Genomic DNA, 13,308 nt, shown 5'->3' on the forward strand with positions numbered 1-13,308 from the left:
CAAAAAGAAAAAGGATGTGATCCCCATGAAGGGGAAGAAGCTGCTTCTCGTCGACGGGCACGGGCTTGCTTTCCGTGCCTTCTACGCCCTCCCGGAGCTTACCGCCCCGGACGGCACGCCCACGAACGCCGTGGTCGGCTTTTTCAACATGTTCCAGAAAGTACGGGAAGACTGGAAACCCGACCTGTGCGGCGTGATATTCGACGCCCCCGGGCCCACGTTCCGCCACGAAGCCTACGAAGAATACAAAGCCGGCAGGAAGCCTACGCCACCGGAGTTCAAGGTCCAGGTTCCCCTCATTTCCGAGCTTCTTTCCCTCATGGGCATACCGGTGGTCATGCGGCAGGGAGTGGAGGCGGACGACGTTCTTGCTTCCGTGGCCTGCACGGCCGCCGGGGAGCAGCTTGAAACTCTGATTCTTTCCTCCGACAAGGACATACTCCAGATACTGGGGCCGGGGCTTTCCGTACTCCGTCCCGGCAAGGGGATTACTTCCTTCAAACTCATGGATGAAGGGAGCTTTGTGGAGGAATACGGTTTCCTCCCGTCGGCCATGACCGACTATCTTGCTCTTCTCGGCGACGCCGCGGACAATGTGCCGGGCGTTCCTGGCGTGGGAGAGAAAACCGCAAAGGCCCTTCTCGCAGAGTACGGGAGCCTTGACGCCATCTATGACCGGCTTGAATCCCTCAAACCGGGGCTGAGGAAAAAGTTCGAGGAAAACCGGGAACAGGCCTACAGGAGCAGAGAACTGGTGACCCTTCTCTGCCATACCAGGGAAAATCTCGGGGATTTCCTTCCCGGAGAGCCTGACCGGGAAGGCTTCCTTGAAAGATGCAGATCCCTCGGGCTGCAGAAGATGGCCGGAAAGATGGTTCCCGGAGAAGGGCGAGGGCAGGCACCGGCGCCTGTCGCTGAACTGCTTCCGAAGGGAAGCCGCGGCGAAAAAAGCTCCCTGCCTTCCGGGGTATTTGTTCCCGTCATCAGCGGAAAATACCCCGTCAGCCTTACCATGGAGGAGTTCTGCCTTACGGGGCCTGACGGAGACAGGGCAGGAAAAACCAGGGATGAAGCTCTTTCCGCCCTCGCCGGACGGGGAAACGGAAAGGTTCTGCTGCCGGACTACAAGGAGGCCGCGGCCTGCCTTGGAAGCTCCTTCCTTCCCCCTTCAGCCGTACTGGATTTCAAGACTGCCCATTACCTTCTTCATCCGGACGGCGGCGTCCACCACCCCGAAGGGCTGTTCACGGAATATGCCTCCCTTTCCCCAGCGGAAAAGGGAGGGTTTCTCGCCGCCAGGTTCGGGGAACTCGCGGGGGAGATGGGGGACCACGAGGGCCTCTCCATCCTCATGGAGCAGACGGATCTTCCCCTCGTTCCTGTCCTCGTGGACATGGAAAAGCACGGCATCGGCTGCAGCATCCCCGCCTTCGGCGCCCTGGAGGCGGACCTCTCTTCCAGGTTGAAGGGCATCGAGGAGGAGATCACCGCCAGGGGAGGGGAGAAGATCAACCTCAATTCCCCGAAGCAGGTGGCGTGGCTTCTCTTTGAAAAACTTGGCCTCCCGGCAGGAAAGACCACCAAGACAGGCTACTCCACGGACATCTCCGTCCTCGAAGGGCTTTCCGCCATGGGAAGACCCTATGACGAGGTGCCCAACCTTCTCATCGAGTACCGGGAGCTCTCGAAGATGCTCTCCGGCTTCGTCCAGCCCCTCGTGAAGGCGGCCCGGGACGGGGACGGAATCATCCACGGCGTTTTCGAGCCGGCGGTGACCGGCACGGGGCGGCTCAGCAGCAGGGACCCCAACCTTCAGAACCTGCCCTCCTTCGGCGAGTGGTCCGGGAGGATAAAGAAGGGGCTCCTCCCCACCGGCGAGGGGAATGTTTTCGTGGCGGCGGACTATTCCCAGATCGAACTCCGGGTGCTGGCCCATCTCTGCGGCGACAGGAGACTGCTGGACGCCTTCGCCCAGGGAAGGGACATCCATACGGAGACGGCGTCCTGGGTCTTCTCCATGGAGACAGCCCTCGTCACGCCGGAGCTCCGCCGGGTAGCGAAGATGATCAACTTCGGGCTCCTCTACGGCATGAGCTCCTTCGGCCTTGCCCAGAGACTGGGCATAGGCCGCCAGGAGGCCTCTGACATCATCCGCAGGTATTTCGAAGCCCTGCCGGGGGTGAAAGACTACCTGGAGAAGAGCTACGACGATGCCCGGAAGAGGGGATTCACCCTGACCCTGGCAGGGAGGATACGCCCCCTGGCCGAAGTGTCAGTGAGCCCCAGGGACAGGGACGCCCTGCGGAGGGTGGCTGTGAACACACCCATCCAGGGAACGGCGGCCGATATTGCCAGGAAGGCCATGGTGGACTTCGCGGGGGCCTTCCCGTCCTCCGGAACGGTCAGTCTTGTCCTCCAGGTTCACGACTCCCTGGTCTGCGAATGCCACGCAGAGGACGCGGAAGATGTGAAGCGGTCCCTCGAGGGGATCATGGAGCGGGCGGCGGACCTTGCCGTGCCACTGAAGGTGGAGTCGAAAACGGGGAGCAGCCTCGCCGAAGTCTAACGCCTCATTTGAACCATACTATGGTAAAATACCCCATTGGAATCCGGAAATCAGAAAGAGAGGAAGATGTCCCTTGTTGATGAGAACCCTGAGGTCTCAGGTCCGCTGGATTATGATCGCCATCGTCGTCCTTTTTGTCCTGTCCATTTTTGGAATGTACGGCTTTGACAGTGGTCCCCGAAGAGGATCATCCGGCGGCGAAGACTACATCGTTGCAGAAATAGACGGCAAGGCCGTAATGCGCTCCATGCTCGACGAACAGCTCCGCAACTACGTGGAGAGGGCTAACATCAGGGATATTGCCTCCGGCGACGTGCCCCGCCTCTACCAGGCCGCCCTGGAGAACATCGCCCTTGTCTCCCGGCTCGCCAAGGAAGCCGAGGAATCCGGGCTGAAGGCGACGGAAGAGGAGATCAACGCCGCCGTGAAGGAAGTCAGCGAACAGTTCCCCACAAAGGAAGCCTTCATGCAGTACCTCGACCGTTCAGGGATCAAGATGAGCGCCTTCCGGGAGAGCATGGCCCAGCAGGTCGTCCAGATGAAGCTCATGGAAAAGGCCGTCGGCACCACTGATGTCAAGGAAGAGGAAGTGAAGGAGTTTTACGAGAAGCTGAAGCTCCTCTTCTTCCATTCTCCCGCCGGGTACTCCATGGATTTCATCCGCCTGAAGACGAAGGATGAGGCCGACAGGCTTCTTGCCGTTCTCGCCGAAGGGAAGGACTGGAAAGAGGCCGTGGAGGCCGTGACATCAGGGGACGTGATCGAGAAGACACCGGAGAGCGGGCCAGTCTTCATCCCCGAGTCCAGCTTCAGGGACGCCCTGGCCCCCCTTGCGGATCTTGCCGTCGGCGAAGTGAGCCCCGCGGTGGAGATCGCGAGCAACGACATCCTCATCGCCGTGAAACGCGGGAAGGTGGAAGAGAAGACCGCCCCCTTCGAGGAAGTCAGCGGCGACGTGAAGGCTCTCCTTACGGAAGAAAAGAGCAGGGAAGCCCAGTCCAATTTCTTCAGGGAACTCAGGGAAAGGACCAGCATTGTAATCCACGACCATGACCTTTTCCCCAAGCCCGAGGCAAAGACGGAAGCCCCCGCCCCCTCATCTGAGAAGAGCGGCGATGTGCAGACTCCCGCAGGCGGAGAAGAGAAGAAGTAAGCTGACAGACATTTTTGAGGCTATTGACATAAGTTCCGTACCTTACTAGAATAGACTCCGCGATTGTGGTGGGTTGGCCGAGTAGGCTGAAGGCACTCGCCTGCTAAGCGAGTAGGGGGGCTTAAACCTCCCTCGAGGGTTCGAATCCCTCACCCACCGCCATCAACAACCGACAGGCGCCGGTAGCTCAGATGGATAGAGCGGCGGTCTACGGAACCGCAGGTCACGAGTTCGAATCTTGTCCGGCGCGCCACTGACAGCACAACCCCCGCAATATCTGCGGGGGTTTTTCTTTTTCCGCATACGGCACGTTCACGGCAGGAATTTCGTGCTCCGGCGGACAGGAATGCAAACGGAGCGTATTTACGCAATCCGCCTTTTTCCGTATACCCTCCGCTTCCGGTGTCTGTTATACTTCCCTGCGAATCCGGCTGAAATGAACCCGTCCGAAACGAGCAGTTCATTCAAGGAGAATGCCCATGACCCTCAGAAATACCCCTTGTTCCGACTTCCGTTCCTATTCGCCCCGCACTCTGAAGAAGAGTTCCCTTGTATTGCTCCTTCTCCTGGTTCTTCTGTCCGCCGGGGAAGCTTTTGGAGCCCAAACCGTACGAAAGGATGCATTCATAGCCCAGCTTTTCCAGGCCAGAGGTTTTGCCGCTCCCTCGGGGGAAAAAGACCTGGTAAGGGCCGCCCTCGAACTCGATGTGATCCCTGTTCCGGAGGGAAGGCTCGATGCCCCGATCACCATGAAGGAAGCCATCGTGTTTGCCGTCCACAGCCTGGGCCTTGCCTCCGTGGCGGATGTTCTCTCGGGGGCGCCTCTGCCCTTCCGGGATGTGGGAAGCCTGAAGCCCCTCGAAAGGGGATACCTGGCGGCAGCCCTGAACATGAATCCCCCCCTGCTGAAAAAAAACGTCACCTCCTTCGGCCCTGCGAAAAAGGTAACCCCTAAGGAGGCGCAGAATATCGCCGCCATCGTCCGGGCTGCCCGGAAGGGGCTGTCCCTCTCCGCGAAGTATTCTCCGGTAAAGGGAATGACGGTGCAGGTGCACAGGGAGGGCCTCCAAGACAGGCCTCCGAAGTGGCGGGCGGCAGCCAACGGTTTTGAGTCCAGGGAGGAGGCGGAGCTGTTCCGGGATGCCCTGGCCGGCAAGGGGGTGGAGGGAACGGTGGACAGCCAGAACTATGACTGGCGGGTCAGGTCGGCTCTTTCCGATACCTACGGGCCCATTCGGGAATTCCTGGCCGCCTGCGAAAGCCTTGGCAGGAAAGGCGTGGTGTTTCCCTCGCCCGTAAGCTGGGACACTCCGGGAGCTCCCCGGTTCTGGATCATGGTCATACTGGATCCCGCCCGGTTCGACATCCGGCCCGTCTTCGCACCGGAGGGCCTGTACACCCTGGCTCCCCTCAGCTCCATGACCACGGGAGCCATGGCGGCCGTCAACGGCGGGTATTTCAGCATCAGCGGCAAGGAGCGGGGAGCGCCCATCGGCGCCATCATCGAGAGGGGCGTCATGGTGAACCCCCCCTATAAAGGGCGGACCATTCTCGGCTGGAACGGGAAGAACCAGGCGGCCTTCGGCCAGATGGAGTGGAGGGCCGAAGTACATTTCCCCGGCGGAGGCTTCATGGACGTCACCGGGCTGAACAGGACTGTTCGGGGAGACGGAGTGGTGATCTTCACCAGGCATTTCGGCGAATGTACTCCCCCGTTTTCCGGTCCCGTGGTGGAGGTTGTCCTCGACGGCGATACCTGCGTGGAGGTCCGGCGGGAGGGAGGGAATCCCATACCTCCGGGAAAAAGGGTCCTTGCCGTCTACGGCACCCCGGCCCGTTTTGCCGAATCAATCGTTCCGGGGGACCGTATCAGAATTGCCCAGACGGTGAACGACGGAGATCCCTACTGGACATCCATGACGAATGCCATCCAGGGGGGGCCGTTCCTGGTGCGAAAGGGCATCCTTTCCATGGAAACGGAAAATCTCAACGATTCCATAGTGAACAAGCGTCATCCGAGGTCGGTCATCGGCCTCACAGAAAAAGGCCAATGGTTTTTCTTCGTGGGTGACGGCCGCAACGCGGTCCACAGCGTGGGGTTCACCCTTGCGGAAACGGCGGAGATATTGAAGAAAAACGGGGTGTCCTACGCACTGAACCTCGACGGCGGCGGCTCTTCAACTCTCTTTGCGGGAGGGCGGATCATGAACGTTCTTTCCGATGGAAGGGAACGGCCTGTAAGCTACGGCGTCGGCGCTTTTCCGAAGGGAGGAAACTGACGGGAAAAACTGAAAATATGAATAATCCCGTGGAGAAGAACCGAATACGCCGTTTTATGATAGACTACACGACGCAAGAAAAAGAAAAAAATATGGAAGGAGTTGTACCAGTCAAATGAAAAAACAGTCCCGCCTTATCACCCTTTTTGTCCTCGCGCTTCTCGCCCTTGTCCTCTCGGTTTCCGCAGCCTTCGCATCGGCAGCCCCCCAGCCGGTGAACTTCGGCCAGGATGCAAACAAGATGCAGTGGTACCTTGTGAACTACGGCAAGAATGACGACGGCCACTTCGCCTGTACCAGGAAATATTACACCAACCCCGAAGAGAAGAAGAAGACCATCGATCTCATCGTCGAGAAGTTCGCTATCGACCAGGAGACCGCTTCCGGCCTGTACTTCACGGAATACGGCTACGTCTATTCCGCCGACGGAAAGGACTTTGCCGTCACGTACGTCAATCACTACGACATGGTGGGCAACGTGATCAAGTCCACCGAATACGATGCTGCCGGCAGGGAGTTCATAAAGATGTCCAAGGAAATGATCCCCTTCAAGGCTCATCCCTACGCCACCGGCAAGCTTCCCGCGAAGAAGCCCGCCCCGAAGAAGAAGTAGCATTCATGATGCGGAAGCCCGGCCCCGAGCCGGGCTTTTTTTTATGCCTTCCGTTGCGTTTCGCCCTGAAATACAGTAATCTTCATTAAAAGAAGAGGAGGCGGTTTCCATGCCCATAGTCAATATCTACATGTACGAAGGACGTTCACTGGATCAGAAAAGAAAACTCGCCGCAGAGGTGACCGAAGCGATCTGCAGGGCGCTTGACGTGGGGCCTGACGTGGTCAGGATCATGATCAACGACATGCCCAGGGAGAACATGGCGGTTGCCGGGGTGCTGAATATCGACAAGGGGAAATAGCCCCCTTCCGGGACGGAATTCCATGGATAAATTTCTGAAAGCGCTCCGTACGGGGTGGGAGTTTTTCGTCCTCTTCCACCATGGTACCTTTGTTGATAAAAATATGGCCGTGGTCCGGAAAGAGGCCTTCGACATCAACGACAACCTCATGCTGCTTCTTTTCGGTGATTATCTCGGCATCCCGAATCCCATGTCCTATTACATGCTCGAGCTTCTTCCCTACGTGGCGGACGACCTTGAACCCTGGGAGCGGAGGATCCAGAACAGGAAGTTCATTATCGCCGAAAAGGCCGCTCAATATGATTTCGACTGAGGTGACGCGGACAATGAAACAATTTACGTTCTTTGGAGGAAAAGGCGGTACCGGCAAGACCTCCTGCGCCGCGTCCTACGCCCTCTCACTGGCGGCGCGGGGTGTGCGGACTCTCGTGGTTTCCACGGACCCGGCCCATTCTCTTGCCGATGCCTTCGATAAGCCCATCGGCTTCCAGACGGTTCCCCTGTGCCCGAACCTCTGGGGCCTGGAGATCGATGCCGAGGTAGAAGCAAAAAAGTACATGAAATCGATACAGGACAAAATGCTCGACCTGGTGAGCGCCACCATCGTGGACGAGATAAAGCGGCAGATCGAGATCGCCTACATGTCTCCGGGGGCAGAAGAGGCGGCCATCTTCGACAAGTTCATAGAGCTCATGGAATCGGTGGGCAGGGACTATGACGTCATAGTCTTCGATACCGCTCCCACCGGACATACTCTCAGGCTTTTGACCCTTCCCGAAATTCTCGGAGCCTGGATCGAACATCTCATCGAGAAGCGGCAGAAGGCCATGAACCTGATGAAGATGGCTGCCAGGTACGACAAGCCCCTGGCCGAGCGGATAGCCAACGATCCCATCATCCAGACCCTTACCGCCCGGAGGGACAAGTTCGCCCTGGCGAGAAAATACCTCACCGACCGGGAAGCATCGGTATTCTATTTCGTGCTGAACCCGGAGAAGCTCCCCATCCTGGAAACGGCCAGGGCGGTGGATCTGCTTTCAAGGCACGGCATCGCCGTGGGGGGCGTGGTGGTGAACAAGGTAATTCCTCCTGATGCAGGGCCTTTTCTCGAGAAAAAGCGGCTTTCCCAGGAAGGATATCTCCGGGAGATCCGCAGCCGGTTTTCCCCCATGCCCATCATCGAACTTCCCATGCTTGACGATGATATCCAGGGAATGGATCAGCTTCAGACGATTTCCGCCCTTATGGGGGGACTGGATTCATGATCACCGACACCCTGGACAGGCTCGGCGCCTATTATTGCCTCGGCGGCAGCCTCGGCAGGGCCCTTGAGTTTCTTGCGTCCCGGCCCCTGGATGCCCTTCCGGAAGGCCGGACGGACATCGACGGGGACGATGCCTTTTTGCTCGTCCAGTCGAGAGAAACCCGGCCCTCCTCCGAGGAACCCTTCGAGACCCACAGGAAGTATGCCGACATCCATATCACCCTGGAGGGAGAGGAGTGGATGGGCTATGCCCCTGAAGCGGACCTCGAACCTCTGTCCGGGTATTCCTCGGAAAAGGACTGCCGGACTTATTCCGGAGACGGCGTTTTCTTTCGGGGAGGGCCCGACAGGTTTTTTCTCTTCTTTCCCTGGGACGGTCATAAGGGCTGCATCTCCATGGGGGCCGGCGGCCGGGTTCGGAAAATAGTGGTCAAGGCGGCCCTTGAAGGAAGGTGAAAGCCCTGAAGATCGGGTGTGTTCAGCCCCGCGCCCTTGACGTGCCGGAGTGGAAAGAAGCCCTTGAACGGGCTCTGGAACTGGCGGACGAGGCCGTTGCGGGGGGCGCGGAACTCGTCCTTCTGCCGGAGGCCCTTTTCCCGGCCTATTACCTCGGCGGCGGTGAGAAATCCGCGGCATCGTGGCGGAAGGCAGACCCCCGGGCGCTTTTCTCCGGCTTTGCCGCAGAACGGCGAATTTATCTCGCGGCAGGGCTCGTTCTGCAGGAAAGGGAAGCCCTGTACAACGGGGCGATCCTCTGGGGACCGGACGGACGGGAACTGCTGCGGACCTTCAAGTCGAACCTCTGGCATTTCGACGGACGGTATGTCCTGCCGGGAAGCTCCTTTCCCGTGGCGGAAACGGAATTCGGCCCGGTGGGCATGATGGTGTGCGCTGACGGGCGGATTCCCGAAATCAGCCGTATCCTCGCCCTGAAGGGGGCGAAAATGATCCTTGACCTGACAAACCTGACTTCCACGGGACGAAACAGGGATACCCTGTCCAATCCCCAGCTCGAGTACATGCTGCCCGCCAGGGCGGCGGAGAACGGGGTCTGGATCGCCGTGGCCGACAAGGTGGGCCTCGAGGCTGAAACCGTGCTGAACTGCGGCGGCAGCCGCCTGATCGATCCGCTGGGAAACGTGGTGGCGTCCCTTGGTTCGTCAGAGGAAGGGGTTCTGGTGGCCGAGGCCGGCCTTGAAGCGCCCCGCCCGCCGATGCCCGGACGGACACCGAAACTCTATTCCATTCTCACGGCGGACACGGTTTCCACCGGAGCCTACCTCGCCCAGTTCGACCCCCTGTCCGCTTCCGATGACGAGGTTTTTGCCGCCCTGTGCCGTTTTCGAGCTGCCGGCATGGAGGAATATCTCGAAAAGGCGTCCCGTTTTCTTGTGAGGGCGGCGGACCAGGGCAACAGGCTGGTCTGTCTCCCTCCCATGGAGGAGGAAGGCTGCAGCCGGGCTGCGGAAAAGCTGTCGGGCTTCCTGTCGGGAAGCGGTGTGGTCGCCGTCCTGAACGGTCCGGCGGGGAAGGGGAGGGAAACCGTCGTCTTTTCCTCCGATGGTATCATCGGCAGGTTTCGGGGGGAAGGTTTTGAGCCCCTGGATACACCTGCCGGAAGAATCGGGGCTGTATGGGGGGACGACGGCTGGAACCCCGAACCTGCCCGCTGCATGATGCTCGGAGGAGCCGAAGTGGTGGTATGGTACGGGGACGGGAAGCGTCCCCGGGAGATATCCGTAAGAGTTGCCCGCACCAGGGCCGCGGAGAACAGGATTTTCCTGCTGTATTTCCACGGCTGGGGGGATGCCCTTGCCGCGGGGCCTTCCGGTGCGGTGCTGGCGGAGGCCCTTGATAAAGGAGACCAGGCTGTGTCCGCCATGATCCGGAGATCGGAAAGCCGCGGAAAAACAGTGGTGCCCGGGACGAACATTGTTTCCGGCAGGCTGCCCTCCGTCTATGGAGACCTTGTCTCCGCTGACGGTGATACCGGCTCTCATGAATGACAGGGATGAACGGTTCATGGCCCTGGCCCTTGAAGAAGCGCGCGTCGCGGCCCGGCGGGGAGACGTTCCCATCGCGGCCTTGGTGGTGCGGGACGGAGAGGTGCTTTCCACGGGAAGCAACCGGAAAGAAAAGGATCCGACCGCCCATGCGGAAATCCTGGCCCTTCGGGGAGCTGCGGAGGCCGTGGGGACATGGAACCTCCGGGGGTGCACCCTCTACGTCACCGTGGAACCATGCCCCATGTGCGCAGGTGCGCTCGTTCTTGCCAGGGTGGACCGTCTCGTCTACGGATGCGCCGATCCCAGGGCCGGGGCGTGCGGCACCCTGTACGACATCGTCAGGGATTCGAGGCTCAATCACCGGTGCGCTGTCCGGAGCGGGGTTCTTGAGAGGGAGTGTGCCCGGCTCCTCACGGACTATTTCCTTGAACGCAGAAAGAGCCGCCTTGCACGCGGCGGGGAAGAAAGGGTGAAGGAAATGAAATTTCTGTCCTACGGCCATCAGTATATCGATGAGGAAGATATCCGGGCCGTCGCGGAGGTGCTCAGGGGTGACTGGCTCACCCAGGGGCCGTCGGTGGACGCTTTTGAGAAAGCCTTCGCGGAGTATGTGGGGACCCGCCATGCGGTGGCCTTCGCCAACGGTACGGCGGCCCTCCACGGGGCCTATTTCGCGGCGGGAGTGGGGCCGGGAGACGAAGTGGTCACTTCTCCCATGACCTTTGCTGCCACCAGCAACGCCGCCCTCTATCTCGGGGGATCCGTGCGCTTTGCGGACATGGACCCGGCTACCCTCTGCCTTGACCCCGGGAAGGCAAAGGAAAAGATTACTTCCAGGACAAAAGTGATCGCCCCCGTGAGTTTCGCGGGATATCCGGCCGATATGGCCGCCTTCCGGGAAGCGGCGGCAGAGTGCGGCGCCGTCCTTGTGGAGGACGCCTGCCACGCCCTCGGAGCGAAGAGGGGAAGGACCCCCGTGGGAAAGGAAGCTGACCTGACCGCCTTCAGCTTCCACCCGGTGAAGCACATCACCACCGGCGAGGGCGGCATGGTCACCACCGACTCGGACGAATATGCCGAACGGCTGCGGCTTTTCCGCACCCACGGCATCACGAAGGACCCGTCGAAAATGGAAGGGGAGCCCGACGGGCCGTGGTCTACGGAGATGCAGGCCCTCGGCTTCAACTACAGGCTGAGCGACATCCACGCAGCCCTCGGGCTGAGCCAGATGAAGAAGCTCGACCGGTTCGTGAGCCGGAGAAAGGAGATCGCATCCCTGTATGACGGCCTTTTCTCTTCGGTACGGGGCCTGGAAATCCCTCCCCGCCACGAGGGGCATGCCTACCACCTCTATCCCCTCCGGGTACCTGCGGAACGGCGGAAGGAATTTATCCTGAAGCTGAAGGAGAGAGGCATCGGGGGAATGGTTCACTACCCGCCGGTGCACCTGCATCCCTACTACAGGAAGAATTTCGGCTGGAAGCAGGGTGATTTTCCCGCCGCGGAGACCTTCTATTCCAGGGAGATAAGCCTTCCCATGTTTTACGGGCTGTCCGACGACGACGTCGCACGAGTGGCGGAGGAAATCCGCCGCATCGCCGACGCCGGGTGATTTACCCGTAAATTTACCTGGACTTTCGTGCGGTTTACCGCTACAATCTCAACCGTGTCCGATATTTCAGCGACGTATCGAGGGGGTAGTTGTATGTTTTCTGTTAAGCGTTTGGGCGTTCTTCTTTCTGTAGCGTTTCTGTTCGTCGTTTTCACTTCCGTTATGGCCGCAGCCAACGAGAAGATCGGAGTGATCGACTCCCAGAAGATCATTTTCCAGCATCCGAAATTCGAGGCCGTGACGAAGCAGCTCCAGCAGATCAGCAGGACGAAGGAAAACGAGATGAAACTCGCCGTTGACAAGGAACCCGACCAGAACAAGAAGGCCCAGATCTTCAACACGAAGAGGAACGAGCTTGCCCAGGAAGAGCAGAGGCTTATGCAGCCCATCTTCAAGGAGGCCGAGCTTGCTGTCCGGACCGTTGCAAAGGTTAAGGCAGTGACAGTGGTCATCGAGAAGTCGGCGGTCTATTTCGGCGGCATCGACATCACCGACGACGTGATCCAGGAGCTCAAGAAGAACGCGGCGAAGAAATAGAGTTCAGCCTCGCGCCGCTCCGGCGGTCATGAGGAGGAAGAGAACCACGGAGGCCCGCCTCCCCCCTGTGAACGGGGGGTCGTCCCGGCCTCCTTTTTTTCTTTTGGAGAGTGAGAAAATGGCGATGAAACTGCTAGTGACCGATATTGACGAAACCCTTTCCCGGGGCGAGTCCGTGTCCCCGGAGGTGGAGCGTGCCTGCGCCCGCCTGAGGGAGAACGGCTGGAGCCTCATGGTGGCCACAGGAAGAATTCTTGCGACGGCAATTTCCCATATCAGGGGGATAGGCTCTTCCCTTCCCGCCATAGTGTATGACGGGGGCAGAGTGATGGACCCCTCCAGCGGGAAGTCTCTCTGCGAGACTCCCATGGATCCTTCCCTTGCTCTGGAAATTGTCGGCGCAGGGTGGCATCATCCCGTGGAACTTCAGATCATCGGGGACGAGAAGGCCTATTGCCGCTACAGCGACGTGATGACAAGGGACTTTTTCTCCGCCTCCGGCGTGCCCGTGGATGACTCCATGGAAAGTCCTTCTTCTCCCGCGACAGTGTACAGGGTGATTTTCCACGGTGTTCCCGGCTGCATCAGGACCCTCCAGCACGAACTCAAGAGCCGGTTCTCCGGCAGGGCGGAGGTCGTTCAGGCAGGGGAAGGCTTTCTTGACATCCTGCCCCCGGGAGTGTCCAAGGGAGCGGCCCTTGCGGCATGGATCGATACCCTTCCCGAGAGGCCGGAGCTGGTGGTGGCGGCGGGAGACCATCACAACGACCTGGAACTTCTCGCAGCGGCCCATATCGCCGCCGCCCCTGAAGACGCAGCGGGTGACGTGCTGAAAATCGCCCGTGTCATCATGCCGTCGGCGGACAGGCACGGGTTCGCGGCCCTGGCGGACTGGCTGCTGGAGTGGGAAGGAAGCCGTTACGAAATCGCCTCCCCTGTTGTATTATTATAGAGATTCCTTTCCCTTTTCAGGAAAA

General features: G+C 59.6%; 12 protein-coding genes and 2 tRNA genes. All 14 read left to right on the plus strand.

The window, feature by feature from the left end; all coding sequences use genetic code 11:
* Positions 1 to 25 precede the first annotated feature (25 nt).
* The 14 genes from C8D99_RS11500 to C8D99_RS11565 all read left to right on the plus strand — a co-directional run bounded on the left by C8D99_RS11500 (position 26) and on the right by C8D99_RS11565 (position 13,283).
* Positions 26 to 2,566, plus strand: coding sequence for a DNA polymerase (locus C8D99_RS11500; protein WP_133958423.1), 2,541 nt, complete (start codon positions 26 to 28; stop codon positions 2,564 to 2,566).
* Positions 2,567 to 2,645: 79 nt separating this feature from the next.
* Complete coding sequence (locus C8D99_RS11505; protein ID WP_133958425.1) at positions 2,646 to 3,719, plus strand: SurA N-terminal domain-containing protein; 1,074 nt, start codon at positions 2,646 to 2,648, stop codon at positions 3,717 to 3,719.
* A 67-nt stretch (positions 3,720 to 3,786) separates the two neighbouring features.
* Positions 3,787 to 3,881: transfer RNA gene (locus tag C8D99_RS11510), tRNA-Ser, on the plus strand.
* Positions 3,882 to 3,895: 14 nt separating this feature from the next.
* Positions 3,896 to 3,972: transfer RNA gene (locus C8D99_RS11515), tRNA-Arg, on the plus strand.
* A gap of 226 nt (positions 3,973 to 4,198) precedes the next feature.
* A complete protein-coding gene (locus C8D99_RS11520) occupies positions 4,199 to 5,998 on the plus strand; it encodes a phosphodiester glycosidase family protein (RefSeq protein WP_166670159.1) in 1,800 nt (599 codons plus the stop codon).
* A 115-nt stretch (positions 5,999 to 6,113) separates the two neighbouring features.
* Positions 6,114 to 6,611 carry a hypothetical protein gene (locus C8D99_RS11525; RefSeq protein WP_133958429.1) on the plus strand — a complete coding sequence of 166 codons (498 nt, stop codon included), beginning with the start codon at positions 6,114 to 6,116 and terminating at the stop codon, positions 6,609 to 6,611.
* 109 nt (positions 6,612 to 6,720) lie between these two features.
* On the plus strand, positions 6,721 to 6,912 hold the full coding sequence (locus C8D99_RS11530; RefSeq protein ID WP_133958431.1) for a tautomerase family protein: 192 nt from the start codon (positions 6,721 to 6,723) through the stop codon (positions 6,910 to 6,912).
* Positions 6,913 to 6,934: 22 nt separating this feature from the next.
* Complete coding sequence (locus tag C8D99_RS11535) at positions 6,935 to 7,225, plus strand: DUF7990 family protein (RefSeq protein ID WP_133958433.1); 291 nt, start codon at positions 6,935 to 6,937, stop codon at positions 7,223 to 7,225.
* A gap of 13 nt (positions 7,226 to 7,238) precedes the next feature.
* Positions 7,239 to 8,177: an ArsA family ATPase gene (locus tag C8D99_RS11540; protein WP_243833912.1), complete on the plus strand. Its 939-nt coding sequence runs from the start codon at positions 7,239 to 7,241 to the stop codon at positions 8,175 to 8,177.
* Entirely contained in the window at positions 8,174 to 8,632 is a 459-nt protein-coding gene (locus tag C8D99_RS11545) for a NanQ anomerase/TabA/YiaL family protein (RefSeq protein WP_133958437.1), read from the plus strand. Before C8D99_RS11540 ends, C8D99_RS11545 begins: the two co-directional genes overlap by 4 nt.
* A complete protein-coding gene (locus C8D99_RS11550; protein ID WP_133958439.1) occupies positions 8,629 to 10,182 on the plus strand; it encodes a carbon-nitrogen hydrolase family protein in 1,554 nt (517 codons plus the stop codon). Before C8D99_RS11545 ends, C8D99_RS11550 begins: the two co-directional genes overlap by 4 nt.
* Entirely contained in the window at positions 10,175 to 11,794 is a 1,620-nt protein-coding gene (gene pseC, locus C8D99_RS11555; RefSeq protein ID WP_166670160.1) for a UDP-4-amino-4,6-dideoxy-N-acetyl-beta-L-altrosamine transaminase, read from the plus strand. Before C8D99_RS11550 ends, pseC begins: the two co-directional genes overlap by 8 nt.
* A 93-nt stretch (positions 11,795 to 11,887) precedes the next feature.
* Positions 11,888 to 12,331 (plus strand): OmpH/Skp family outer membrane protein, encoded by a 444-nt coding sequence (locus C8D99_RS11560; protein ID WP_133958443.1) that lies wholly within the window; start codon positions 11,888 to 11,890, stop codon positions 12,329 to 12,331.
* Between the two features lie 118 nt (positions 12,332 to 12,449).
* Complete coding sequence (locus C8D99_RS11565; protein ID WP_166670161.1) at positions 12,450 to 13,283, plus strand: HAD hydrolase family protein; 834 nt, start codon at positions 12,450 to 12,452, stop codon at positions 13,281 to 13,283.
* The last annotated feature ends 25 nt before the right edge of the window (positions 13,284 to 13,308 follow it).

Source organism: Aminivibrio pyruvatiphilus (assembly GCF_004366815.1).
GTDB classification, from domain to species: Bacteria; Synergistota; Synergistia; order Synergistales; family Aminobacteriaceae; genus Aminivibrio; species Aminivibrio pyruvatiphilus.